The organism is Deinococcus depolymerans (assembly GCF_039522025.1).
GTDB lineage: Bacteria > Deinococcota > Deinococci > Deinococcales > Deinococcaceae > Deinococcus > Deinococcus depolymerans.
Window position 1 is genome coordinate 146,907 of the sequence record NZ_BAAADB010000007.1, and the last position, 22,744, is coordinate 169,650.

Annotated in this window: 23 protein-coding genes; 10 read left to right on the top strand and 13 right to left on the bottom strand. The window is 69.9% G+C overall.

Features of this window, described 5'->3' with window-relative positions:
* Positions 1–17 precede the first annotated feature (17 nt).
* The 4 genes from ABDZ66_RS05105 to ABDZ66_RS05120 are packed head-to-tail and all read right to left on the bottom strand — an operon-like array spanning position 18 to position 3,017.
* Positions 18–668: a hypothetical protein gene (locus ABDZ66_RS05105; RefSeq protein ID WP_343756808.1), complete on the bottom strand. Its 651-nt coding sequence runs from the start codon at positions 666–668 to the stop codon at positions 18–20.
* The gene (gene gatB, locus ABDZ66_RS05110; RefSeq protein WP_343756810.1) at positions 665–2,113 is read right to left on the bottom strand and encodes an Asp-tRNA(Asn)/Glu-tRNA(Gln) amidotransferase subunit GatB; all 1,449 of its coding nucleotides are present in this window, start codon (positions 2,111–2,113) and stop codon (positions 665–667) included. Before gatB ends, ABDZ66_RS05105 begins: the two co-directional genes overlap by 4 nt.
* Positions 2,114–2,158: 45 nt before the next feature.
* Positions 2,159–2,551 carry a hypothetical protein gene (locus ABDZ66_RS05115; protein ID WP_343756812.1) on the bottom strand — a complete coding sequence of 131 codons (393 nt, stop codon included), beginning with the start codon at positions 2,549–2,551 and terminating at the stop codon, positions 2,159–2,161.
* Between the two features lie 4 nt (positions 2,552–2,555).
* A complete protein-coding gene (locus tag ABDZ66_RS05120) occupies positions 2,556–3,017 on the bottom strand; it encodes a GNAT family N-acetyltransferase (RefSeq protein ID WP_343756815.1) in 462 nt (153 codons plus the stop codon).
* A 43-nt stretch (positions 3,018–3,060) separates the two neighbouring features.
* On the opposite strand from ABDZ66_RS05120, the gene ABDZ66_RS05125 reads away from it, so the two are divergent.
* The 4 genes from ABDZ66_RS05125 (at position 3,061) to ABDZ66_RS05140 (ending at position 6,165) form a co-directional block, all read left to right on the top strand.
* Positions 3,061–3,582: a DUF1697 domain-containing protein gene (locus ABDZ66_RS05125; RefSeq protein WP_343756817.1), complete on the top strand. Its 522-nt coding sequence runs from the start codon at positions 3,061–3,063 to the stop codon at positions 3,580–3,582.
* A gap of 35 nt (positions 3,583–3,617) precedes the next feature.
* The gene (locus ABDZ66_RS05130; protein ID WP_343756818.1) at positions 3,618–4,529 is read left to right on the top strand and encodes a DMT family transporter; all 912 of its coding nucleotides are present in this window, start codon (positions 3,618–3,620) and stop codon (positions 4,527–4,529) included.
* Between the two features lie 76 nt (positions 4,530–4,605).
* Positions 4,606–5,550, top strand: coding sequence for a hypothetical protein (locus tag ABDZ66_RS05135; RefSeq protein ID WP_343756819.1), 945 nt, complete (start codon positions 4,606–4,608; stop codon positions 5,548–5,550).
* 114 nt (positions 5,551–5,664) lie between these two features.
* On the top strand, positions 5,665–6,165 hold the full coding sequence (locus ABDZ66_RS05140) for a hypothetical protein (RefSeq protein WP_343756821.1): 501 nt from the start codon (positions 5,665–5,667) through the stop codon (positions 6,163–6,165).
* Between the two features lie 76 nt (positions 6,166–6,241).
* Here the strand turns inward: ABDZ66_RS05140 and ABDZ66_RS05145 are convergent, their stop codons facing one another.
* The gene (locus ABDZ66_RS05145; protein ID WP_343756822.1) at positions 6,242–6,589 is read right to left on the bottom strand and encodes a hypothetical protein; all 348 of its coding nucleotides are present in this window, start codon (positions 6,587–6,589) and stop codon (positions 6,242–6,244) included.
* Between the two features lie 128 nt (positions 6,590–6,717).
* On the opposite strand from ABDZ66_RS05145, the gene ABDZ66_RS05150 reads away from it, so the two are divergent.
* From ABDZ66_RS05150 to ABDZ66_RS05160, 3 genes are all read left to right on the top strand, one after another.
* Complete coding sequence (locus tag ABDZ66_RS05150; protein ID WP_343756823.1) at positions 6,718–8,169, top strand: sigma 54-interacting transcriptional regulator; 1,452 nt, start codon at positions 6,718–6,720, stop codon at positions 8,167–8,169.
* Between the two features lie 390 nt (positions 8,170–8,559).
* A complete protein-coding gene (locus ABDZ66_RS05155) occupies positions 8,560–9,273 on the top strand; it encodes a hypothetical protein (protein ID WP_343756824.1) in 714 nt (237 codons plus the stop codon).
* Positions 9,274–9,740: 467 nt separating this feature from the next.
* Positions 9,741–10,562: a CAP domain-containing protein gene (locus ABDZ66_RS05160; protein ID WP_343756826.1), complete on the top strand. Its 822-nt coding sequence runs from the start codon at positions 9,741–9,743 to the stop codon at positions 10,560–10,562.
* A gap of 61 nt (positions 10,563–10,623) precedes the next feature.
* Here the strand turns inward: ABDZ66_RS05160 and msrB are convergent, their stop codons facing one another.
* The 8 genes from msrB to ald all read right to left on the bottom strand — a co-directional run bounded on the left by msrB (position 10,624) and on the right by ald (position 20,452).
* Positions 10,624–11,076 carry a peptide-methionine (R)-S-oxide reductase MsrB gene (gene msrB / locus ABDZ66_RS05165; protein ID WP_343756828.1) on the bottom strand — a complete coding sequence of 151 codons (453 nt, stop codon included), beginning with the start codon at positions 11,074–11,076 and terminating at the stop codon, positions 10,624–10,626.
* A 106-nt stretch (positions 11,077–11,182) separates the two neighbouring features.
* Complete coding sequence (locus tag ABDZ66_RS05170) at positions 11,183–12,745, bottom strand: acyl-CoA carboxylase subunit beta (RefSeq protein WP_343756829.1); 1,563 nt, start codon at positions 12,743–12,745, stop codon at positions 11,183–11,185.
* 246 nt (positions 12,746–12,991) lie between these two features.
* Positions 12,992–13,573, bottom strand: coding sequence for a xanthine phosphoribosyltransferase (xpt, locus tag ABDZ66_RS05175; protein ID WP_088247021.1), 582 nt, complete (start codon positions 13,571–13,573; stop codon positions 12,992–12,994).
* 308 nt (positions 13,574–13,881) lie between these two features.
* Positions 13,882–14,817, bottom strand: a complete 936-nt coding sequence (locus ABDZ66_RS05180; protein WP_343756835.1) for a quinate 5-dehydrogenase — start codon at positions 14,815–14,817, stop codon at positions 13,882–13,884.
* A gap of 40 nt (positions 14,818–14,857) precedes the next feature.
* On the bottom strand, positions 14,858–15,877 hold the full coding sequence (locus ABDZ66_RS05185) for a Gfo/Idh/MocA family protein (protein ID WP_343756837.1): 1,020 nt from the start codon (positions 15,875–15,877) through the stop codon (positions 14,858–14,860).
* 341 nt (positions 15,878–16,218) lie between these two features.
* Positions 16,219–17,112, bottom strand: coding sequence for an aldo/keto reductase (locus tag ABDZ66_RS05190; RefSeq protein ID WP_343756839.1), 894 nt, complete (start codon positions 17,110–17,112; stop codon positions 16,219–16,221).
* Between the two features lie 25 nt (positions 17,113–17,137).
* Complete coding sequence (locus tag ABDZ66_RS05195; protein WP_343756841.1) at positions 17,138–18,976, bottom strand: ABC transporter ATP-binding protein; 1,839 nt, start codon at positions 18,974–18,976, stop codon at positions 17,138–17,140.
* A 369-nt stretch (positions 18,977–19,345) separates the two neighbouring features.
* Positions 19,346–20,452: an alanine dehydrogenase gene (gene ald / locus ABDZ66_RS05200; RefSeq protein WP_343756843.1), complete on the bottom strand. Its 1,107-nt coding sequence runs from the start codon at positions 20,450–20,452 to the stop codon at positions 19,346–19,348.
* Positions 20,453–20,614: 162 nt separating this feature from the next.
* On the opposite strand from ald, the gene ABDZ66_RS05205 reads away from it, so the two are divergent.
* The 3 genes from ABDZ66_RS05205 (at position 20,615) to ABDZ66_RS05215 (ending at position 22,582) form a co-directional block, all read left to right on the top strand.
* The gene (locus ABDZ66_RS05205; RefSeq protein WP_343756845.1) at positions 20,615–21,085 is read left to right on the top strand and encodes an Lrp/AsnC family transcriptional regulator; all 471 of its coding nucleotides are present in this window, start codon (positions 20,615–20,617) and stop codon (positions 21,083–21,085) included.
* A 51-nt stretch (positions 21,086–21,136) separates the two neighbouring features.
* Positions 21,137–21,844 carry a peptidylprolyl isomerase gene (locus ABDZ66_RS05210; RefSeq protein WP_343756847.1) on the top strand — a complete coding sequence of 236 codons (708 nt, stop codon included), beginning with the start codon at positions 21,137–21,139 and terminating at the stop codon, positions 21,842–21,844.
* A gap of 75 nt (positions 21,845–21,919) precedes the next feature.
* Entirely contained in the window at positions 21,920–22,582 is a 663-nt protein-coding gene (locus ABDZ66_RS05215) for a phosphatidylserine decarboxylase (RefSeq protein WP_343756849.1), read from the top strand.
* Positions 22,583–22,744 lie beyond the last annotated feature (162 nt).

The following is a 22,744-nucleotide window of genomic DNA, read 5'->3' on the forward strand; positions in this document are numbered from 1 at the left end:
CTCCCAGCCTCCCTCCCCTATTCCCCGCCCGGGACGGGTTGCACCTGCAGGGCGCGCAGGGCCAGCAGCGTGGCGGTCACGTCGAGCAGGCCGCCCAGGCCGTACACGAGTTGCGTGCTGAGGTCCGGGTCGCCGCTGAAGCCGGGGATGGGCACGACGTTCAGGACGGCCATGCCGAGGCTCAGGGCGGCGGCGAGGTTCAGCCAGTCCATCAGTTTCCGGCGGGGCGCGGCGGCCAGCGGTTCGCTGCTGAGGCGTGCCAGCGTGCCGTACGTGGCGTTACTGGCGATGATCGCCGCGCCCCAGAGGGTCAGCAGGGCGCTCAGGGCGACCGGGTTCGCCTCGGGGGCCGCGCCGCCCAGCACGCTGAACAGCGTCAGGGCCCACAACGCGCCGCGCAGTGAGGTCAGCCACGGGAAGCTCAGGGTCAGGGAGCGCCAGACGCCGTCCGTGTCGGGGGTGGGGCGGGCGTTCAGGGTGCGGCCCAGCAGGGTGGTCCACCACGCCATGACCAGCGCGGCGAGCAGCGCCTCGGCGGCATTGAAGTACCGGCTGAGGTCCTGCGAGTGCCACGCCGAGAATGCCGCTGTGCCCAGCAGCGCCGCGACCTGCGCCCACAGGGCCGTCAGCGCTGCCGCGCGCCAGCGGGCCGGGGTCAGGCGGTTCACAGGCCCAGCTTGGCGCTCAGGCGTTCGCGGACCACCTCGGGTTTGGCCTGGCCGCCCATGGCCTTCATGACCGGCCCGAACAGCGCGTTCATGGCCTTGGCGTTCCCCGCGCGGACCTTCTCGACGGTGGCGGGGTCGGCGGTCATGGCGGCGTCGATGGCAGCGTCGATGGCGGCGGTGTCGGTCACGACGCTCAGGCCGCGCTCCTGCACGAGGACGGCCGGGTCGTGGCCGGCCAGCACGTCGGGCAGCAGGTCCTTGGCGATCTTGCCGCTGATGGTGCCGGCGTCGATCAGGCCCACCAGCGCGGCCAGATGCGCGGGCCGCAGGGGGCTGGCCTCCAGCGTCTCCTCACGCGCGGCCAGCAGGCCGGACACGTCGCCCAGCAGCCAGTTCGCGAGTTTCTGCGCATCGGGTTTCTCGGCGTCCGGTCGGGGCTGCGTCTCCAGCGCCTCGTCGTAGAAGCGCGACAGCGGCACGCTGAGGCTCAGGGTCTGCGCGTCGGCCTCGCGCACGCCCGCCGCGCGGTAGCGGTCCAGTTTCTGCGCGGGCAGTTCGGGCATCCGCGCCCGCACGCGCGCGATCCATTCGGGCGTGATGTCCAGCGGGGGCAGGTCCGGCTCGGGGAAGTAGCGGTAGTCGGCCTCGCCTTCCTTGGTGCGCATCAGGAAGGTCTTCTGGCCGCCCTCGTCCCAGCCCAGCGTGTCCTGCGTGATACGCCCGCCGGCGTCCAGGATGCGGGCCTGCCGGGCCGTCTCGAACTCGATGGCGCGCGCCACGGAGCGGAACGAGTTGAGGTTCTTCACCTCGCACTTGGTGCCCCACGGCTCACCGGGCCGGTGCAGGCTGAGGTTCACGTCGCAGCGCATCTTGCCTTCCTCGGGCGTGGCGTCACTGACGCCCAGCGCCTGCGCGATGGCCTGCACGCTCTCCAGGAACGCGCGGGCCTGCTCGGCGCCTGTGATGTCGGCCTCGGTGACCATCTCCAGCAGGCTGGACCCGGCGCGGTTCAGGTCCAGCATGGAGTACGGCGCGTACGTGGGGTGCGTCAGTTTGCCCGCGTCGTCCTCCAGGTGCGCCCGCTTGATCCGCACGCGGCTCACCTCGCCGCCGGGCAGGGTCACGTCCAGGAAGCCGTCGCGGGCGATGGGCCGGTCGTACTGCGACAGCTGGAAGTTCTTCGGGGCGTCCGGGTAGAAGTAATTCTTGCGGTGAAACTGCGTGAAGCCGCTCACGTCGCAGTTCAGGCCCAGTCCGAACATCATGGCGAGTTCCACTGCCTCGCGGTTCAGGGTGGGCAGCGTGCCCGGCAGGCCCAGCGTGAACGGGTCCGTGAACGTGTTCGGGTCCGCCCCGTGATACTCCTGCGGGCACGCGCTGAAGATCTTGGACCTTGTCTTCAGCTGCAGGTGAACTTCCAGACCGATAACCGCCACATACGACATGCCACGCAGGATACCGCCGCGCCACCACGCCCGGTCCGGCGCGGGCTAGGAGGTCCCGCCAGCCGGTTCGGGCGGCAGGAAGTACGCGCGGGCCTCCGGACTATTCAGCACCCCGGGCGGGTAGAAGGCGTGCAGGTACGCCGGATCGAACAGGTGCGGGGTGCGGGCCGCGAACGCCTCCCAGCCCTCCGTGCTGTTCCCGGCGCGGTCCAGATGGTCGAGCACCGCGAAGAACCACGCGACGGTCTGCGTCTCGCTGTACTTGTCCTGAAGGCCCAGGCGGTCGGCCAGGGCGCGCAGGCCCGCGCGGAATTCGGCCAGGGCGGCCAGCGCGGGCCGGTCGCGCAGCAGCGTCCACGCGACGAACAGGTGTGCCGCGTGCCCGAATCGGCCGTACCGCTCAGTCGCCTGCGTGAAGGCCCGCCTGAAGGAGGTCATGTGGCTATTCTGCCCGCGCGGCCCGCAGGGTCAGGTTCATCTCGTGGGTGCTGTCCGCGAAGCCCAGCGCCGCGTACAGCGGGCGGGCCATGTCGCTGCTGCCCAGGCTGACGCGCGTGACCCCACGTGTCCGCAGCGCGTCCAGGCAGGCCGTGACCAGCGTGCGGGCGTGCCCGGCGCGGCGATGGTCCGGGTGCGTCCAGACGTTCACCACCCGCGCCCGCCACGGCTGCGGATCACCGCGCGTGGGGCCCCAGTGCAGCAGGGTCACACCCGCCCCGGCGATCACCTCTCCCCTACCCTCCAGCAGGAAGCCCAGGTACAGACCGTCCCGCAGAGCGGATTCCACCCACGCGGCGTACGCGGGCCGCTCCGCGAGGTCGCGGGCGTCCGGGTAGCGGTGCGCGGCAATGGTGGCGGCGTCGGCGGGCGTGACGGGGCGCGTCAGGCCCCCAGTCTGCCGCACCGGAGTGCGCCCGGCGGCGCGGAGTCTGATAGAACGGCTGCATATGACGTTCGTGGCGCTGCTGCACGCGGTGAATCTGGGAGCGCGGCGCAAGGTGCCCATGACCGACCTGCGCGCCCTGCTGACCGGCCTGGGCCTGCGGGAGGTCCGCACGTACATCCAGAGCGGGAATGCCGTGTTCAGCGCGGACCCCGACCCGGACCTGCGCGGGCGGCTGGAGGCGGCGCTGGAAACACGGTTCGGTTTCCCGGTGCCCGTGACGCTCCGCACGGAGGCTGAGTGGCGGGAGGCGGCAACCGGTTGTCCCGCCCACCTGCGCAGCGAGGCGGTCGTGGTGGCGTTCCTGCGCGACCCGCCTGACCCGGAACGCGTGGCGGCCCTGCACGCGCGGGATGTGACCCCGGAACGCTGGGAGGTGGTCGGCCAGCACCTGTACCAGACGGTTCCGGAGGGTGTGCGGAACATGAAGCTGTCGGCCGCCGTGATCGAGCGGACGCTGGGCGTGGGCGTGACCGTCCGCAACGAACGGACCGTGGGGGCCATCGCGGCGATGCTGGACACCTGAGCCCCGGTGGGGACGTGGCTGGTTTAGCCTGCCGCATGACCCGCAAGTTCCCGCCCGCCGCGTTCCTGTCGGCCGCGCCGCTGCTGTTCGTGCTGCTCTGGAGCACCGGGTTCCTGGGCACCAAGGGCGCGGCCCGCAACGCCGATCCGTTCGCGTACCTGACGGTCCGGTTTGCCCTGGCGGCCCTGCTGATGCTGGCCCTGACGGCCGCGCTGCGCGCCCCGTGGCCCACGCGGGCGCAGGCGGGCCGGGCGGGCGTGACGGGCCTGCTGCTGCACGCCGGGTACCTGGGCGGCGTGACCACCGCCATCTGGCTGGGCCTGCCCGCCGGGATCACCAGCGTGCTGGTGGGCGTGCAACCCCTGCTGACGGGTCTGCTGTCCTGGCCGGTGCTGGGCGAACGGGTCACGCGGGCGCAGTGGGCGGGCCTGCTGCTGGGCTTCGTGGGCGTGCTGCTGGTCGTGGGCGGGCAGGGCGTCGGAAGTCAGACGGGGGCCAGCCGCCCGGCCCTGCTGGCCGCCGCGTTCGCGCTGATCTGCACCACTGCCGGCACCCTCTACCAGCGCCGCGCGGGCGGCGACATGCCGCTGCTGGGCGGCACGGCCGCGCAGTACGTCGTCAGCGCCGCCGCCCTCGGAACCGTCACGCTGGCACGCGGGGGCGGCGTGATCCACTGGGACGCGGAATTCATCGTGTCCCTCACGTGGCTGGTGCTGGTCCTGTCGGTCGGGGCGATCCTGCTGCTCATGCGCCTGCTGCGGGACCTGCCGGCGGCGCGCGTGAACAGCCTCTTCTACCTCGTGCCGCCGCTGGCCGTGCTGGAAAGCTGGGCGCTGTACGGCGAACGCCTGAGCCCCCTGTCGCTGGGCGGCCTGCTGCTGTGCGTGACCGGCGTGGCCCTCGCCGCCCGGCAACCCACCGCCCCCTTCCGACAGGACGGACCGTGACCAGTCCAGCCGAAGGAGGCGGGCGCGCGCCACACCTGAGGCACCCCGCGTTCAACCCGCACGGTACCGTGATTACATGCTTCCCTCCATACGCGCTGCCGGCTGTTTCGCCCTGCTCACCATCGGTGCAGGTCTGCCCGGACCGGCGTCTGCCCAGAGCGCCGCTCCACTGCAGGGACTGACAGACGCCGAGCTTGACCTACTGCTGTCCGCCACGGACCTCCTCGACCCGAACGGTTTTCTGCCCGGCGTGATCGCACCTGACCTGCCCTTCCGGGTAGCGCCGTTCATGAACCGCACGGTCGTGGGCAGCGTCATCCAGCCGTTCAGCACGAAAGTCGTCGTACGCACCACCCTGAATCCCGAAACGGCGAGCGCCATCGCTGAGGGCCTGCTCCGCCGGGACGGGTGGCTGGACATGTACCCCACCAACCCCACTATGGAGGTCTTTCAGGACGCTCCGGGCAGCACCACCCGAGGCGCGCCGCTGCTGTGCAAACCCGGCCTGGGCGGTCAGATGAACATCAACGTATTCCCGAACGGATCCGGGCTGACGCAGGTCAACTATTCGTTCCAGGCCTTCGGCGCCGCCTGCCCTTCCGGCAGAGCCCGGACAACCCCGAATGCCTACGAATCTGTCTACGAAAATGCAGTTGACCCGCTTCAGACCCTGCTGAGCTCTGGCGTGACCCTCCCAGTCCTGTCCGCCCCCGCCGAAGCCCTGATCGAACCCAGCGGCAACGAGTACAGCGGCTCGTACTACAAAACGTACGCGAAAGTCTTCTCCTCGCTGAGCGCCGAGCAGGTCCGCGCCGCCTACGTGGGCCGCCTGAACGCGCAGGACTGGGCCACCACCAGCAGCACCCGCAAGGGCTCCGAACTGATCAGCACCGTGCGCCGCACCTTCGGAAAACGCACCCTGACCGCCACCTTCGCCCTCACCCCCCGTCCCGGCCAGACCCGCATGAACGGCACCAAGAGCCTTCAGCAGTACGACGTGAAATTCGAATTCACGTACTGAACGGCAGCGCGTCAGCGGGAAACCCAACACAACAGAGGCGCCCTGCCTCGGGTCAATCCCAAGGATCCCTGTGTGCCCGGCAACCCGCCGCCCGCCCGGCGCGTACTGCCTGACATGAGCGAACTGAACGGACGGATCGGCGGCGTCACCCAGGGCTACGACCTGCACGCCGCCTGGAACGGCGAACGCCTGACCGGCCGCATCGGCGGGACCTTCCAGGGCAAGGACATCAAGCTCACGGTCCGCGCCGGGGACGTGGACGGCCGCATCGGCGGCACCTTCGCCGGGTTCGACGCCGACGGCGACGTGACTCCCCAGAGCGTCAGCGTGCGCCTCGGCGGCCACATCGACGGGGACGACGTGCACCTCCAGATCAGCGGCGACCGCGTCCGGGGCCGCTACTCCGGCCGGATCGACGGCAAGACCGTGGACCTGCACGTCAGCGGTGACCGCCTGCACGGCCGCATCGGCGGCGTGCTGGACGGCAAGGACGTGAACCTCACCCTGGGCGGCGTGCCCGTGGAGGTCGCCGCGCTGGCCGCCGTCTGCGCGTACAAGGCCCTCGAAGACCAGCAGGCGCACGACGCCTCCGCCGCCAGCAGCAGCGGGGGGTGAATGGGCAGCAGGCAGTGGGGCGTGGGCCGGAGCCAGGGTTCCGTCCACGCCCCACTGCCTAGCCCTTTTTCACGGTTTACTCGCCTCTGTCCTTGCGGGGCAGCAGGAAGAATCCGGCGGCGCTGCCCAGGGCGAGCAGGACGGCGGGCGCGCCGGTGGCCCAGCTGGCGGTTCCGGCGAGGGCAGTCGTGAGGCCGAGAATGCCGAGGATCCAGCCGCAGGCGAGCAGGGCGAAGGTGGTCCAGGGGAGGCGGCTGACGGTCAGCAGGGTCAGGGGCAGGAGCGCGGCGGACAGGAGGATGCGGACGCTGCCGCTGGCCTGAAGGTCAGCGGTGGCGGCAATCAGTGCCCAGACGGTCAGCGCGGCGGCGGGGATCAGCAGCAGCGTGGCGGCGGGGCTGGTGGGTGTCCGGGTGCTGGTCATGCGGTCAGCGTAGTGGGTGGCGATCCGGCCTGCACGCGAGGTTGCGCCTTGCGGGCGGGCGCGGCGGTGGGGGATTCCCAGCAAGCCGCACATTCCCGCGTGTGGGTGCGTGGTACGTTCCGCGCATCATGACCGTGACTGCGAAGGCGAGGACGTTGGGAGAACTGCTTCAGACCGAAGGGTACGCCGGGCGCGCGCCGTTCGACGGGAAGATCCGGCTGGTGCAGGATGAAGTGCGGGAGAACCTGACCCGCAAGTTGCGGGGCGGCGAGGAGTTGTTCCCCGGTGTGGTCGGGTACGACGACACGGTGATTCCGCAGCTGGTGAACGCGCTGCTGGCGCGGCAGAACTTCATTCTGCTGGGTCTGCGGGGTCAGGCGAAGAGCCGGATTCTGCGGGCCATCACGGGCCTGCTGGACGAGGAAGTGCCGGTCATTGCGGGCGTGGACATGCCGGACGACGTGCTGAACCCGGTGGGCGCGGAGGGCCGTCACCTGCTCGAAGCGCACGGGCTGGACCTGCCGATCCGCTGGCTCCCGCGCGCGGACCGGTACGTGGAGAAACTGGCGACGCCGGACGTGACGGTCGCGGACCTCGTGGGCGACGTGGACCCGATCAAGGCGGCGCGTCTGGGCACCAGCCTGGGTGACGTGCGAAGCATGCACTTCGGGCTGCTGCCGCGTGCGAACCGGGGCATCTTCGCGGTGAACGAACTGGCGGACCTGTCCCCCAAGGTGCAGGTGGCGCTGTTCAACATCCTTCAGGAGGGGGACGTGCAGATCAAGGGCTACCCGGTCCGGCTGGAACTGGACGTGATGCTGGTGTTCAGCGCGAACCCGGAGGATTACACGGCGCGCGGGAAGATCGTCACGCCGCTCAAGGACCGCATCGGGTCAGAGATCCGCACGCACTACCCGACGGACGTGCGCCTGGGCATGGACATCACGGCGCAGGAGGCCGCGCGGGCCGAGGGTGTGATCGTGCCGCCGTTCATCGCGGAACTGATCGAGGAGATCGCGTTCCAGGCGCGCGAGGACGGCCGCGTGGACAAGCTGAGCGGCGTGTCGCAGCGCCTGCCGATCTCGCTGATGGAGGTCGCCGCCGCAAATGCCGAGCGCCGCAGCCTCGTGGCCGGGGACGCCCCGGTGGTGCGGGTCAGTGACGTGTACGCGGGCCTGCCGGCCATCACCGGGAAGATGGAACTGGAGTACGAGGGGGAACTCAAGGGTGCGGACAACGTGGCCCGCGACGTGATCCGCAAGGCAGCGGGGGCCGTGTACGCCCGCCACTACGGCAGCGCGAACACCCGCGACCTGGAGAAGTGGTTCGAGGCCGGGAACGTGTTCCGTTTCCCGCAGGGTGGGGACAGTGCCGCCGCGCTGAAAGCGGCCGGCGAGGTGCCGGGCCTGAGTGACCTGGCGGCCGAGGTGGCCGCGAGCAGCGACGACGCCGTGCGCGTGTCTGCCGCCGAGTTCATTCTGGAGGGCCTGTACGGCCGTAAGAAACTCTCGCGTGCCGAGGAACTGTACGCCGCGCCGGAACCCGAAACGCGCCAGCAGCGCGGCGGCCGCTGGAACTGATACGGACTCCGATTGAAGGGGCTGCAAAGCTCCTTCAATCCGAGCGGATGCGACTCGCAGAGCTGCCCCGCAGAGAAGGAGAGAAGCGGGTTCCGGACGTGGAGCTGGCAATCCGGTGAACTTCCGGATTGTCGGCGAAACAGACGGAATCCGTATGATACGGACTCCGATTGAATGGGCTGCAAAGGCCATTCAATCCGAGCGGAGCGAGCAGGAGAGAAACGGGTTCCGGACGTGGAGTTAACAGATCGGTGGTGTTCCGATCTGTTAACGAAACAGACGGAATCCGTATGAGACAGCAGGCGAACCGCAGACAGTGGGGAGTGGATCGGGGCGGGCGTCCCGTCCGCTCCCCACTGTCTGTATGCCGCTTCCTATTACCCTGGGGGGATGCTGCCCTCTGCTCTGGCTGATCTGATCGGGTTTCACGCGCCGCTGTCGGTGGTGCAGCGCGGGCAGGGGGGCGCGGTGACGCTGCTCACGCCGGGCGTGAACGTGCTGGCGCTGAACGCGACGTTCCTGCCGGGCGATGTGGGCGGCGTGGACCTGCGGGACGTGCAGGACTGGCATGAGGGGCAGGGGCTGCCGCCGCTGGTGGCCTGGGTGGGCGGCGAGGTTCCGGCGGGCCTGAAGGTTCAGGAGGTCGCGCGGGTGCGGGTGGGCGACTGGGCCGGTGAGGCGGGGCCGCCGGATGACCCGGTGGTCGTCGAGCAGGTGGGGCGTCTGCACCTGAGCGCGTGGGCGGGAGCGCTGTGCGCGGCGCACGGCACGCCGGGGTGGGCGGAGGGGCTGGCGCGGCAGCTGGCGGGACCGCTGGAGGCCGCTGCCGGGGCCTTCGCGCTGCTGATGGCGTACCGGGACGGGCAGCCGGTCGGGGCGCTGCTGTGGCAGGCGCGTGGGGCGGGCGGCGCGGCGCACCTGTGGGGCGCGGCCGACGCCGGGGTGGGCGAGGCGCTGCTGAACGCGGCGGCGGCCCTGGGTGCGGACCTGGCGGTCACGTTGCCCGGCGATGCCCGGTGGGACGGGCCGTCCGTACGCGCAGTCACGGAGGTACGGTATGGCCTGCTGATTCCCGTGCCGGGCGAGGCGACCCGGGGGGGGTAAGGGCGGGGCAGGTTTCGCTTGGACGTCGTACGGATTCCGGTTGAAAGGGTTGCACCCTCTTTCAACCCGAGCAGAGCGCGCAGGAGGGAAATGGATTCCGGGCGTGGCGTTGGCAACCCGGTGGTGTTCCGGGGTGTGAACGAGACCGACGGCAGTCCGTATCGGATGAGGCTGCGCTGCTCACAGGTGGCAGTTGCCAGGAAGCTGCCCGGAGTCCGTGAAATTCTCCTCATACGGATTCCGTTTGTTTCGCCGACAATCCGGAACTTCACCGGATTGCCGGCTCCACGCCCGGAACCCGTTTTTCTTCCACTCGCTTCGCTCCGATTGAATGGGCTTTACAGCCCATTCAATCGGAGTCCGTATCACTGGGTGGGGGATCAGCACACCCATCGCCGCACGGCCAACATGAGAAATGAGAAAGATTTCCTCATGGTAAAGAGACTTCGGCACGTTCTAATGCCCCCATGCTCCCCCAACCCCTGCGCGGCGCCAGTGTCGCCCTGCTGATTCTGACCCTCAGCGCCTGCGGCAGCACCGGCAGCACCCCCACCCCCACCCCGACCGACCCGGCCCGGAACGTCAGCGACACGCTCTCCCCGCAGGGCGTCGCCAGCCCCGTCACCCTGACGCTGGGGCAGCCGCAGCAGCTGACCGTCACGGTCGGCGGCCGCGCCCCTGCGCCCGGCCAGCTCGTGTGGACCACCAGCAACGCGGCGGTCGCCAGCGTCACGCAGGCCGGACTGGTCACGCCGGTCAGCGGCGGGAACGCCACCGTCCGCGCCGCCCTGAGCCGCAACGCGGCGGCCTTCATCGACTTCCCGCTGACCGTCAGCGGCGCCGCGCCCACCCCCACTCCGGCACCGGCTCCCGCGCCCGCCACGGACTTCGCGCAGCAGATTCTGGATCTCGTGAACGCCGCCCGCGCGCAGGGCCGCACCTGCGGGGCCACCGCCTACGCCGCCGCGCCCGCGCTGACCCTGAACGCGCAGCTGGGACAAGCCGCGCAGGGCCACGCCGCCGACATGGCCGCCCAGAACTACTTCAGCCACGACAGCAAGGACGGCCGCACCGCCGGGCAGCGCATCGCCGCCGCCGGGTATGCGTACCGCACCTGGGGTGAGAACATCGCCGCCGGGCAGGCCACCGCCGCGCAGGTCATGGACGGCTGGCTGAAAAGCGAGGGGCACTGCAAGAACATCATGAACCCCGCCTTCCGGGAACTCGGCGTCGGGTACGCGACCAGCACCTCCGGGCCGTACTGGGTGCAGGACTTCGGGGCCCGCTGACCGTCACGACATCAGGGAGGGGGAGGCTGCGACGGGCCTCCCCCTCCCTGGCTGTTGCTCTTTACCCGAACAGCGCCCGGTACTCGCCGTACCCCTGCGCGTCCAGTTCCGACACCGGCACGAAGCGCATGGCGGCCGAGTTGATGCAGTAGCGCAGCCCCCCATGCTCCTGCGGGCCGTCCGGGAAGACGTGTCCCAGGTGCGAGTCCGCCACCGCCGAACGGACCTCGGTGCGGGCGTACCCGATCCTGTAATCGGTGTTCTCGGTCAGCGTGACACTGGGAATGGGCCGCGTGAAGCTGGGCCACCCGCACCCCGCGTCGTACTTGTCCAGGCTGGAGAACAGCGGCTCGCCGCTCACGACGTCCACGTAGATGCCCTCCTCCGTGTGATCCCAGTACTCCCCGGTGAAGGCCCGCTCGGTGCCCTCGTGCTGGGTCACGCTGTACTGCATGGGCGTCAGGCGCTCGCGCAGCTCGGCATCGGACGGTTTCACGAACGGCTTGTCAGTCATGGAAGCAGTCTAGGCGCAGCGGGACGCCGGGACGGTGACCGAACGTAGGAAGTGGTGAGCGGGTCCGGGCCACTGTTCCCCCCACCCACCACAGCCCGCACTGCCCTTACAGCGGAATGTTGCCGTGCTTCTTGTAGGGCCGGGCCTCTTCCTTGTCGCGGAGCATGGTGAAGGTCTGGATCAGGACGCGGCGGGTGTCCTCCATGGGGATCACGTCGTCGATGTAGCCCTTGGCGGCGGCCACGTAGGGGTTGTCGAAGGCGTCCTTGTACTCGGCGATCTTCTGCGCGCGGGTCGCGTCGGGGTTGTCGCTGTTCTGGATGTCGCGGCGGTACACGATGTTCGCGGCGCCCTCGGCACCCATGACGGCGACGGCGGCAGTCGGCCAGGCGTACACGACGTCGGCGCCCATGTCGCGGCTGTTCATGGCGAGGTACGCCCCGCCGTAGCTCTTGCGGGTGATCAGGGTGACCTTGGGAACGGTCGCCTCGGCGTACGCGTAGAGCATCTTCGCGCCGTGCCGGATGATCCCGGCGTGTTCCTGCGCCACGCCCGGCAGGAAGCCCGTCACGTCCACCAGCGTCAGGATCGGGATGTTGTAGCAGTCGCAGGTGCGGATGAACCGCGCGGCCTTGTCCGACGCGTCGATGTTCAGCGTGCCCGCCATGACGCGCGGGTTGTTCGCCACGATGCCCACCGACTCGCCGTTCAGGCGTGCGAAGCCCACCACGATGTTCTTCGCCCAGTTCGGCTGGATTTCCAGGAAGGTGCCGTCGTCCACGAGTTCGTGAATCACGTCGTGCATGGCGTAGGGTTTGCGCTGGTCCGGCACGACGATGTCCAGCAGCCGCTCGTTCGTGCGGTCGGCCGGGTCGCCCGTCGGATGCGCGGGCGCCTTCTCGCGGGCGTTCTGCGGCAGGTAGCCCAGCAGGTCGCGCACGCCGGCCAGGACCGCCTCGTCACCGTCGTACTCCAGGTGCGCCACGCCGCTCTTGCGGGTGTGGACGTCCGCGCCGCCCAGCTGGTCGAAGGTCACGTCCTCCCGCGTCACGGACTTGATGACCTCGGGACCCGTGATGAACATGTAACTGCTGCCGCCGCTCATCAGGATGAAGTCCGTCAGGGCCGGCGAGTACACCGCGCCGCCCGCGCAGGGCCCCAGGATCGCGCTGATCTGCGGCACGGCGCCCGAGTAGATCGCGTTGCGGTAGAAGATCTCGCCGTAGCCGCTTAAAGAGTCCACGCCCTCCTGGATGCGCGCCCCGGCGCTGTCGTTCAGGCCGATCACCGGGCACCCCGTTCTGGCGGCCATGTCCATGATCTTCGTGACCTTCGCGGCGTTCATCTTGCCCAAGGAACCGCCCAGCACCGTGAAGTCCTGACTGAACACGAACACCTGCCGCCCGTGGATCGTGCCGCGCCCGGTCACGACGCCCTCGCCCGGCGCGTCCACGCCCTGCATCAGGCGGCCGCCCCGGTGCTCCACGAAGGTCCCCATCTCCAGGAAGGAACCGGGGTCGAGCAGCGCGTCGATCCGCTCGCGGGCCGTGAGTTTCCCGCCGGCCTTCTGTTTCTTCAGGCGTTCGGGGCCGCCGCCCTGCTCGACCCGCGTGCGGCGCTGCTCCATCGCCGCGATCAGTTCCTGTAACTCCACGCCCGGATTTGTCATGCCCGCATGGTATCCAAACGGGCGTTAGGCACCCGCGTGACCGGGCCGGGGACAGATGGCGGATGGCGGATGGCGGATGGCGGATGGCGGATGGCGGATGGCGGATGGCGGATGGCGGATGGCGGATGGCGGATGGCGGATGGCGGATGGCGGATGGCGGATGGCGGATGGCGGATGGCGGATGGTCAACAGCGTGTGCGCGACCCCGCCTCCACTGTCAAGCCCCACCCACTGCCCACTTCCCTCTTACCGCCCCGCTTCGACCTCGATGCCGTCCGCCTCGCTCATGCGGACGATGTTCGCCAGGGTGTGGATAGGCACGTTCAGGTCCGCGAGTTTCGCGCGGCCGTCCTCGAACTGCTTTTCCACCACGCAGCCGATACCCAGCAGCTCGGCGCCGCTGACCTCGATCATGCCTGCCAGCGCCCGCAACGTCCCGCCGGACGCCAGGAAATCGTCGATGACGACCACGCGGTCCCCGGCACCCAGGAACTCGCTGCTGATGAACAGGTCCACCACGCCGCCCTTGGTGCGGCTGACGGACTGCGCCGTGAAGGCGGGTTCTTTCATGGTGACGGGTTTCTTCTTGCGGGCGTACACCATCGGCACGCCCAGCACCATGGCCGTGGCGATGGCGGGCGCGATCCCGCTGACCTCGATGGTCACGATCTTGCCGGGGTTCAGCGGCGCGAAGTGCGCGGCGAACACCTCGCCCATCTCGCGCGTCAGGTGCGGCAGGAGCTGGTGGTTCACCAGTCCGTCCACCTTCAGAATCCCACCGGGAAGAACTTCACCCTGCTGCCGAATCGCGTCCACGAGTGCCTGCATGCCCCGGAGTGTACCCGCTGGGGCAGTGGGCCCTGAGCATTGAGCTGTGATACGGACTGCCGTTTGTTTCGCCGACAATCCGGAACTCCACCGGATTGCCAGCTCCACGTCCGGAGGGGCGTTTCTCTCCTTCTCTGCGGAGCAGCTCTGCGAGTCGCATCCGCTCGGACCCAGCGGGCTTTGCAGCCCATTCAATCGGAGCGGATGCGAGTAGGAGAGAAACGGGTTCCGGACGTGGAGTTGACGACCCGGTGCCGTTCCGGGTTGTCAACGAAACAAACGGCAGTCCGTATGAGCGCCGCGTTCCCTTACAGCTCGTTGATTTCGGGTTTGAAGCCCACCTGCCGGATGTACTCCAGGTATTCGGGGCCGGTGAGTGCCTCGCGTTTGCCGCTCAGGGCGACGAACATGGCTTCGAGGACGTTGGTGGCGAAGTTGCGGCTGCCCATGCGGGGCGTGGTGGTGATCAGTCGGGCCACGCCGCGCGCTTTCATCCAGTCGCGGTCGGCCTGGGTGATGGTCTGCGTGAGGATGGTCTTGCCGGTCAGGTCCTGCGGGGCGTAGCGTTTGGCGTAGTGGGTGTCTCCGGCGATCACGTCGGCCCAGGCGTAGTACTTGGTGCCGTTGCCCTGCACGCTGGTCTCCTGCTTGGCGCCGGTCGGGTAGAACCAGTCCTGCGGGAGTTTGGTGATGACGGGCAGGATCAGGCCCGCCACGCGCCGCAGGGATGCCAGCGAGCGCAGGGGCCGGTCGATGTTCAGGCCAAACACGATGTCCCCGAACACGATGTCCGCGCCGTGTTCGGCGAGGGCCTCGGCCATGCCGAAACGGTCCACGGCGGAGACCATCAGGACCCGGCGCGTGCGCCAGTTCAGGACCGGGTCGAGCTGGGCGATGGCGTCGCGTTCCAGGGTGTTCTTCAGGCCGCTGCCGTCCAGCACCGGGGTGATGCGCGCCCCGGCGACCAGCTTGCGGACGTTCGTGAAGGTGTAGCGTTTCCCGCCGGCCAGCAGGTACAGGTCCGCGCCGCCCAGCCCGAAGGCGTCCACGCGGCCGTCGAGGGCCTGGAACAGGGCGGCCATCCTCTTCGCGTCACCGTCCGTGCCGATCCGCTCGATGATGAAGGGCTGGCCGAGCACGGTGACGGTCTCGCGGGCGTTGCGGGCGCTGCTGCCCAGGCTGACGCTGACGACATGCTTGTGCCCGGCGGGCGCGGGCTGCCAGCCCTGGAGGGGATCGGTCATGCGGGGCATTCTACGCGCGGGGCCGGGAGCTACGTCCGGTTCAGGTGGGCGCGTCCAGCGTCACGCGCGCCCCCGCGCGGGCCGAGGCGTACAGGGCGTCCAGCACACGTGCCTGCGCGACCGCGTCGGCGGGGGGGTACAGCGCCGCTTCCTGCCCGCGAGCGACCCGCTGGAAGTGCGCGACCATGCGCGCGTACCCGTTCGAGGGCGGGAACTCCTCGCGGGTTTCCTGGCCACCCACGTTCAGGTGCAGCGTCACGGGCTCGTGCGTGTGGCTGTGGTACACGCGGGGCACGTCCAGCGTGCCGCGCGCACCCACGACCGTCAGGCGACTGAAGCTGGGGTCCGTCCAGTCGAAGGCGCAGTCCAGGCTGCCCAGCGCGCCCCCGAAGTCCAGGGTGCCGCTGAGGGCCACGTCGATGTCGCCCGTGCCGGGTGACGCCCCGGCGGGCGTCCAGCGAGCGGCAGCAGTCACGGCCCTCGGTTCGCCGAGCAGCAGGCGCATCAGGTTCACGGGGTAGGTGCCCACGTCGAACAGCGCCCCGCCGCCCTGCGCGGCGTTCCAGCGGAAGTCGTCGGGGTTGGTCATGTGGAACCCGAACGCACCGTGCACGGACCGCACGTCGCCCAGCGTGCCGCCGCGCACGAGGTCCACGATCCGCAGGACATGCGGCTGGAAGCGGTACGCGAAGGCCTCCAGCAGCGTGCCGCCCGTCTGCGCGGCTGCGTCCGCGAGCTGCTGCGCCTCGGCGGCGTTCAGGGTCAGGGGTTTCTCGGTCAGGACGTGCTTCCCGGCCCGCAGCGCCGCCAGCGTCCAGGGCAGGTGCGCGTCGTTCGGCAGGGGGTTGTACACGGCGTGCACGTCGGCCGTGATCAGGTCATCGTACGTGCCGGCGACCCGCACGCCCCATTCCCGCGCGAACGCCTGCGCCCGCGCCGAGTGCGGGTCGCGCACGCCCACGCACGCGACCTCGCCGCCCGCCTCGCGGATCGCGGGAATCAGGGCGCGGGCAATGCGGGCGGCGCCCAGCAGCCCCCAGCGGAACGCAGGTTCAGTCATACCCGCAGCCTACCGCAGTCCCCCCGGCTCCCCTGGAGTCATGGATTCCGTCTGTTTCGTTCATCACCCGCCAACGCACCGGATTGCCAATTCCACGCCCGGAACCCGCCCTGCTCCTCCTGCTCTCCGAGTCGCATCCGCTCGGATTGAACGGCTTTGTCAGCCGTTCAATCGGAGTCCGACTCATGCGGATTCCGTTTGTTTCGCCAACAATCCGGAAGTTCACCGGATTGCCGGCTCCACGTCCGGAACCCGCTTCTCTCCTTCTCTGCGGGGCAGCTCTGCGAGTCGCATCCGCTCGGATTGAACGGGCTTTGCAGCCCATTCAATCGGAGTCCGTATCAGACTTCGCCGCCCCAGTCCGCGCCGTGCGCGCGCCACGCGGCCTCGATGTGCGTCAGGACGTCCAGCGGCAGCGGGCCTTCCTGCACGATCCGGACGTTGCGTTCCAGGTTCTCGATGCTGGCGGTGCCCACGATGGCGCTGTGCACGCCCGGCGCGTACGCACTGAAGCGCAGCGCGAACTGCGTCCAGTCCAGCCCGGCGGCCTCGCGCACGCCGTTCAGGTCGAGCTGGCCCAGCCGTTCCCAGTACGTCTCAGCGTAGTCGCCGGCCGGACGCTGCGTGAAGCGCCACGCGGCGTTCGCGATAGGCCGCTTGGCGATCACGCCCAGCCCGGCGTCCTGCGCGGCAGGCAGCACCTGATGGCGGCTCCACTGGTCGGCGAGGTTCACGCTCGTCTCCAGGCTCCCGAAGCGCCCGGACTGCGCGGCCCAGGCCAGCGCCTCGTTCTCGCCGCTGTACGCCGCCACGCGGATCAGGCCGGCAGCGCGGGCGTCGTCCAGCGCGCCCAGCAGGTCCTCGCGGCGCAGCGTGTCGGGCGGGCAGGAGTGCAGGTGGAAGATGTCGATCCAGTCGCAGCGCAGCCGCGTCAGGGCCTGCTCGATGCCCAGGCGGATGGCCTGCGGGGTCCAGTCGTCGGCGCCGTCCGCGCCGTACCCGCCCTTGCTGCTGAGGATGAAGTCGTGCCGCCGGTACGACAGGTGCCGCCCGATGCGTTCCTCGCTGAGACCGTAGCCGCGCGCCGTGTCCACCAGGGTCACGCCCCGGTCCACCGCGCGGTTCAGCAGCGTCCCGACGTGCTCCTCGGTCAGCGCCGCGTCCCCGACCTGCCCGGCCCCCAGGCCCAGCGCCGAGACGCGCAGGCCAGTCGTTCCAAAGTCCCGTTGCTCCATACCCGGCATTCTGCACCCGCGCGGGTCAGGGGGCCGCCAGCTGCGCCCGGGCGTCCTCCTGCGACCGGAACTGCAACTCGTACAGGTCACGGTACAGGCCGCCCTGCGCGATCAGCGCGGCGTGCGGGCCGTCCTCGACGACGCGGCCCCCGTCCATGACCACGATCCGGTCGGCATTCCGGATGGTGCTCAGGCGGTGCGCGATCACGAACGTCGTGCGGCCCTGCATCAGCCGCTCCAGCGCCGCCTGCACCAGCGCCTCGGACTCGTTGTCGAGCGCGCTCGTCGCCTCGTCCAGAATCAGGATGCGGGGGTCCTTCAGGACCGCCCGCGCGATCGCCACGCGCTGCCGCTGCCCGCCGGACAGTTTCACGCCCCGCTCGCCCACCACCGTGTCGTACCCCTGCGGGAAGGCCGTGATGAACTCGTGCGCGTTCGCGGCGCGGGCCGCCGCCTCGACCTCCTCGGGACGCGCGCCGGGACGGCCGTACAGGATGTTCTCGCGCACCGTGCCACTGAACAGCAAGGTTTCCTGCGGCACGAGGCCCACCTGCGCCCGCAGGTCCGCCAGGGCGTACTCGCGCACGTCCCGGCCATCCACGCGCAGCGTGCCGCCCGTCACATCCCAGAAACGCGGAATCAGGTTCACCAGCGTCGTCTTCCCCGCCCCGCTCGGCCCGACGAGCGCCACGACCTGCCCGGCCGGGACGTCCAGCGTCACGTCCCGCAGCACCGCGCCCCGCTCACCGTCCGCGCCGTACCCGAACGAGACTCCCTCGAACGCCACCCGGCCCTCCGCGCGGGCCAGCGGCGCCGGCTGCGCGGGCTGCGGCAGGTCACTGCGCTCGTCCAGCAGCTCGAAAATCCGGCCCGACGCGCCCAGCGCCTCCTGAAACTGATTGAAGATCCCGGTCAGGGCCGCCACCGTCCCCCCCACCTGAAGCGCGTAGAACAGGAACGTCACCAGATTCCCCGGCGTCAGGCTGCCCGCCATCACCTGCCGCCCCCCGTACCACAGCACCACCGCCAGCGCCCCGAACGTCAGGAAACTCATCACGCCCGCCATCAGCGCCTGCCACTGCGCGCGCCGCAGCGCCGCCCGGAAGCTCGCCAGCACGCCCTCCCCATACCGGCCCTGCTCCACGCCCTCCGCCGTGAAACTCTGCACGACCCGCACGCCGCTGATCGCCTCCTCGGCACTGGCGTTCGCGCCCGCCACGGCGTCCTGCACCTCACGGCTCACCCGGCGGATCTGACGCCCCACCACCACCGCCGTCCCGATCACCAGCGGAATCACCGCCAGCGTCAGCAGGCTCAGGCGCGCGCTCGTGCTGACCAGCAGCACCACCGCCCCCACCAGACTCACCGACTGCGCCGCCAGTTGCGCCAGCGCCGTACTCGTCACCGTCTGCACGGTCCCCACATCCGAGGTCAGGCGGCTCGTCAGGTCCCCCGTCTTATGCTCCCCGAAAAAACGCGGCGAGAGCGTCAGCAGGTGCGAGAACACCGCCCGCCGCAGGTCCGCCACCACGCCCGCCCCCACCCGCGAGAGCAGGTACGACTGCGCCGCCCCGAACACCGCCGACAGCGCGAAGATCCCCAGCAGCAACAGCACCGTCCGGTCCAGCTGCGACGTGTCCGACGACCCCACCCGCAGGAACGACGCATCAATCAGACGCCCGAACAACGCCGGGAACACCAGATTCAACCCACTCGACACCAACGTCGCCAGCAACCCCACCACGAACAACGCCCGGTACGGCCGCGCAAACGCCAGCAACCGCACCAGCTGACGCGGATCCCGCCGCACACGCGGAGCATCCGGACTCAAAGGAAGTGCAGGGCGGCCAGGACGGGAGAACATGACCACAGGGTACGCGGGATGAGGAGTGCCCTGTGGGGAGAAGGGAGTGGGAAGGGCAACACAGCTGCTTCGCAGGACACAGCTGCTTCGCAGAACCCCTCAGTCAGCTGCGCTGACAGCTCCCCTCAAGGGGAGCCTTGAAAGGCGACCGTCATCGCCACCAGGCCCGTCGTGCGCGCAGCGCGCGGGGCGCACGCGGCGTTAGCGGAAGATGGCGTGTGAGGCGTGGCCGTCCCCGCCCCACACCCACCGACCAAGCACGCGAAATACCTGCCCAGTGCCAACGAAAGCCCCCCCGTCCCCTCTGGGGATGGGGGCTGGGGGGTGGGGCCATCAGTAGAACCTCCAGGCCAAACGCCCGGAACTCGATCAGGCCAGAGCCGTTTCCGGAGCCGTGTACGGCAGCTCGAAGGCGTCCGCGACGCCCTGGTAGGTCAGTTTGCCCTGGTGGGTGTTCAGGCCGAGCATCAGCGCGGGGTTGCGGTGCAGGGCGCTGGGGCCGTGGTCGGCGAGCAGCAGGGCGTACGGGAGGGTCTGGTTGGTAAGGGCGAAGGTGCTGGTGCGGGGGACGGCGCCGGGCATGTTGGCGACGCCGTAGTGGATGACGCCGTCGACGATGTAGGTGGGGTCGTCGTGGGTGGTGGCGTGGATGGTTTCGACACAGCCGCCCTGGTCGACGGCGACGTCGACGATGACGCTGCCTTCGGGCATGAGGCCCAGCATGTCGCGGGTGACGAGGTGGGGGGCCTTGGCGCCGGGGATGAGGACGCCGCCGATGAGGAGGTCGGTGGTGGGGAGCAGGTCGCGGATGTTGGCTTCGCTGCTCATCATGGTGGTGATCTTGCCGAAGAAGACGTCGTCGAGGTACGCGAGGCGGCGCTGGCTCACGTCAAGGATGGTGACCTTGGCGCCGAGGCCCATGGCCATCTTGGCGGCGTTGGTGCCCACCACGCCGCCGCCGATGATGGTGACGTGGCCGGGTTGCACGCCGGGAACGCCGCCGAGGAGGACGCCGCGTCCGCCGACGGGTTTCTGCAGGTGGTACGCGCCGGCCTGGACGCTGAGGCGGCCCGCGACCTCGCTCATGGGGGTCAGCAGGGGGAGGCTGCCGTCGCCCGTCTGCACGGTCTCGTAGGCGACGCCGGTGGTGCCCGCCGCGAGGAGGGCATCGGTGAGGGGGCGGTCGGCGGCGAGGTGCAGGTACGTGAACAGCAGCAGGTCGGGGCGGAGGTAGTGGTACTCGCTCTGGATGGGTTCCTTGACCTTCACGACCATCTGCGCGGCCCAGGCTTCGTCGGCACTTCCCAGGGTGGCGCCGGCGTTCACGTAGTCCTGGTCGGGGATGCCGCTGCCGAGGCCGGCGCCCTGCTGGACGGTGACGGTGTGGCCGCGGCGGACGAGGGTGGCGACGCCGCCGGGGGTGAGGGCGACGCGGTTTTCCTTGACCTTGATTTCTTTGGGGAGTCCGATGTGCATGGGTGTGACCTCGCTGGCCGCGCAGGTGTCTCCTGCCGGCGGTGGTACTTCGTCTGTGACGCAAGATTAACAGTTCTTCACGGACCGGCGATTGCCGGTAACGGCCCGATTCGGGGTAGCTTCGCAACGCTGTTGCCCGTTCATGTCAGAATACGATCAATCATGTCTCAGAACCTTCTTGACGCACTGGACCGGCAGATTCTCGGGATCCTGCAGCGCGACGCCCGCATCGCGAACACGGAACTCGCCGACGAGATCGGCCTGACGCCCGCCCCGACGCTACGCCGCGTGCGCCGCCTGGAGGAGGAGGGCGTGATTCAGCGGTACGTGGCGCTGCTGGACCCGAAGATGGTGGGTCGGGAACTGATGGTGATCGTGCGCGTCACGCTGGACAAGCAGACCAAGGCGGGCTTCGAGGAGTTCGCGAAGAAGATGCAGGACCGCCCGGAGGTGCTGGAGTGCTTCCTGTGCCTGGGCGACATCGACTACCTGCTGAAGGTGTGCGTGCCGGACCTGGACGCCTACCAGCATTTCCTCGTGAACACGCTGGCCGCCATTCCCGGCGTGCGCAACACGGCCAGCACCATCGTGGTGAAGCAGGAAAAGCACACGACCAGCCTCCCGCTCGACTGACCACGCCCGGCGTTCAGGACGATCTCATGGGCGCTGTGGGAGACTGCGGGCATGCATCAGCGTGTTCTGTCCTGCGTGGCCCTGCTGGGCGTTCTGCTCTCCGCCTGCGCCCCGGCCGCGTCGCAGTCGGCGGCGCCGGCCGCGCCCGCGCCGCAGAAGGCCCCGCCCGCCCCCGTGTCGTTCGAGGCGATGCCGTTCCTGTCGGAGGGTCCGGTGCGGTCGTTCCCGGCGCCGCCGCCCATGACCATCAATCCGGCCCGGACGTACCGCGCGGTCCTGAAGACAGCCCAGGGGGACGTGACGGTGGACCTGTACGCGAAGGCGTCGCCGGTCGCGGTGAACAACTTCGTGTTCCTGGCCCGCCATCACTTCTATGACGGCACGCGCTTTCACCGGGTGATCGAGGGCTTCATGGCGCAGGGCGGCGATCCCCTCAGCGCCGATCCGGCCCGGTCGGCGGAGTGGGGAACGGGCGGCCCCGGGTACCAGTTCATGGCGGAAGTCCAGAACGGGCTGCGGTTCGACCGGGCGGGCGTGCTGGGCATGGCGCGCGCGGCGAGCCTGAATTCGCAGGGCAGTCAGTTCTTCATCACGGTCGCCCCGGCGGACTTCCTGAGCGGCGGGTACACGGTGTTCGGGCAGGTGGTCGGCGGTCAGGAGGTCCTGAACCGCCTGCAACGGAACTACACCGGCAGCGGCCGGGTGGTCGGGGCGGGCGCGGACCTCCTGACCGGCGTGCAGGTGTTCGAGTCCCGCTGACCGGCGGGGGGCGCGGCCTGATCCTGTAAGGAGCGTTCCATCCCGCGCGGGGCGGGGCGCTTTACACTGGCGGGCATGCGTGTTCGTTCCTTTCTTCCGCTCGTGGTGGCCGGCGCGGCCCTCTGGTACGTCCGCAGCGTGTACCGGTTCCGGGACCCGGTGCGGCTGCCGCGGGTGGGGCCGGGCGAGGTCCTGAGTCCCGCCGACGGCACCGTGAGTTTCGTGCGCCGCGTGCAGGGCGCCCAGGCGGACGGCGTGAACGTGGCCGGGCTGCTGAATGTACCGGAGGCCGCGGACGGCTGGCTGATCGGGATTCTCGTGGGGCCGCTGGACGCGCATTACGTGTACCAGCCGGTGGCGGGGCAGGTCGCGCGGGTCACGCACCGGGCGGCCCCGGTGAACGTGCCGCTGCTGGGTGCGGGCGCGGCGGCCGGGTTCCTGGCCGGGCGCGTGTCGGACCTGCTCGGGGCGCGCGGCACGCTGGAGAACGACCGGCTGACCAGCGTGACGGTCACGCCGTTCGGGGACGTGACGGTCACGCTGGTCGCGCCGGGGGCGGGGCTGCGCGTCACGGCCTACCAGCAGGCAGGCGACGCGGGCCGCGCCGGGTTCAAGGCGGCGTTCCTGGAGGAAGGTGGGCTGGTGCTGCTGCACCTGCCGGCGGCGTTCACGCCGGTCGTGGGGGTCGGGGAGCGCGTGCTGGGCGCGCACACGGTCGCGGCCCGCGCCGACAACTGAGACGGACTCCGATTGAATGGCTGACAAAGCCGTTCAATCCGAGCGAAGGGTAGTCGGCTGGAACTATGCCCGACACCACTGAAATGGGAGCGTCCGGGGCCTATCCCCGGACGTGTCAAAAGAGCTCCCACTCGAGAGTTTCGTCTGTCAGAACCCCGCCTG

What these genes read in the sequence shown, in the direction of transcription:
- ABDZ66_RS05190 (WP_343756839.1), bottom strand. Translation starts at nt 17,112, where the DNA reads ATGGAGCAACGGGACTTTGGAACGACTGGCCTGCGCGTCTCGGCGCTG.
- gatB (WP_343756810.1), bottom strand. Translation starts at nt 2,113, where the DNA reads ATGTCGTATGTGGCGGTTATCGGTCTGGAAGTTCACCTGCAGCTGAAG.
- ABDZ66_RS05180 (WP_343756835.1), bottom strand. Translation starts at nt 14,817, where the DNA reads ATGACCGATCCCCTCCAGGGCTGGCAGCCCGCGCCCGCCGGGCACAAG.
- xpt (WP_088247021.1), bottom strand. Translation starts at nt 13,573, where the DNA reads ATGCAGGCACTCGTGGACGCGATTCGGCAGCAGGGTGAAGTTCTTCCC.
- ABDZ66_RS05125 (WP_343756817.1), top strand. Translation starts at nt 3,061, where the DNA reads ATGACGTTCGTGGCGCTGCTGCACGCGGTGAATCTGGGAGCGCGGCGC.
- ABDZ66_RS05185 (WP_343756837.1), bottom strand. Translation starts at nt 15,877, where the DNA reads ATGACTGAACCTGCGTTCCGCTGGGGGCTGCTGGGCGCCGCCCGCATT.
- ABDZ66_RS05140 (WP_343756821.1), top strand. Translation starts at nt 5,665, where the DNA reads ATGAGCGAACTGAACGGACGGATCGGCGGCGTCACCCAGGGCTACGAC.
- ABDZ66_RS05155 (WP_343756824.1), top strand. Translation starts at nt 8,560, where the DNA reads ATGCTGCCCTCTGCTCTGGCTGATCTGATCGGGTTTCACGCGCCGCTG.
- ABDZ66_RS05145 (WP_343756822.1), bottom strand. Translation starts at nt 6,589, where the DNA reads ATGACCAGCACCCGGACACCCACCAGCCCCGCCGCCACGCTGCTGCTG.
- msrB (WP_343756828.1), bottom strand. Translation starts at nt 11,076, where the DNA reads ATGACTGACAAGCCGTTCGTGAAACCGTCCGATGCCGAGCTGCGCGAG.
- ABDZ66_RS05170 (WP_343756829.1), bottom strand. Translation starts at nt 12,745, where the DNA reads ATGACAAATCCGGGCGTGGAGTTACAGGAACTGATCGCGGCGATGGAG.
- ABDZ66_RS05195 (WP_343756841.1), bottom strand. Translation starts at nt 18,976, where the DNA reads ATGTTCTCCCGTCCTGGCCGCCCTGCACTTCCTTTGAGTCCGGATGCT.
- ald (WP_343756843.1), bottom strand. Translation starts at nt 20,452, where the DNA reads ATGCACATCGGACTCCCCAAAGAAATCAAGGTCAAGGAAAACCGCGTC.
- ABDZ66_RS05205 (WP_343756845.1), top strand. Translation starts at nt 20,615, where the DNA reads ATGTCTCAGAACCTTCTTGACGCACTGGACCGGCAGATTCTCGGGATC.
- ABDZ66_RS05130 (WP_343756818.1), top strand. Translation starts at nt 3,618, where the DNA reads ATGACCCGCAAGTTCCCGCCCGCCGCGTTCCTGTCGGCCGCGCCGCTG.
- ABDZ66_RS05215 (WP_343756849.1), top strand. Translation starts at nt 21,920, where the DNA reads ATGCGTGTTCGTTCCTTTCTTCCGCTCGTGGTGGCCGGCGCGGCCCTC.
- ABDZ66_RS05160 (WP_343756826.1), top strand. Translation starts at nt 9,741, where the DNA reads ATGCTCCCCCAACCCCTGCGCGGCGCCAGTGTCGCCCTGCTGATTCTG.
- ABDZ66_RS05135 (WP_343756819.1), top strand. Translation starts at nt 4,606, where the DNA reads ATGCTTCCCTCCATACGCGCTGCCGGCTGTTTCGCCCTGCTCACCATC.
- ABDZ66_RS05150 (WP_343756823.1), top strand. Translation starts at nt 6,718, where the DNA reads ATGACCGTGACTGCGAAGGCGAGGACGTTGGGAGAACTGCTTCAGACC.
- ABDZ66_RS05115 (WP_343756812.1), bottom strand. Translation starts at nt 2,551, where the DNA reads ATGACCTCCTTCAGGCGGGCCTTCACGCAGGCGACTGAGCGGTACGGC.
- ABDZ66_RS05210 (WP_343756847.1), top strand. Translation starts at nt 21,137, where the DNA reads ATGCATCAGCGTGTTCTGTCCTGCGTGGCCCTGCTGGGCGTTCTGCTC.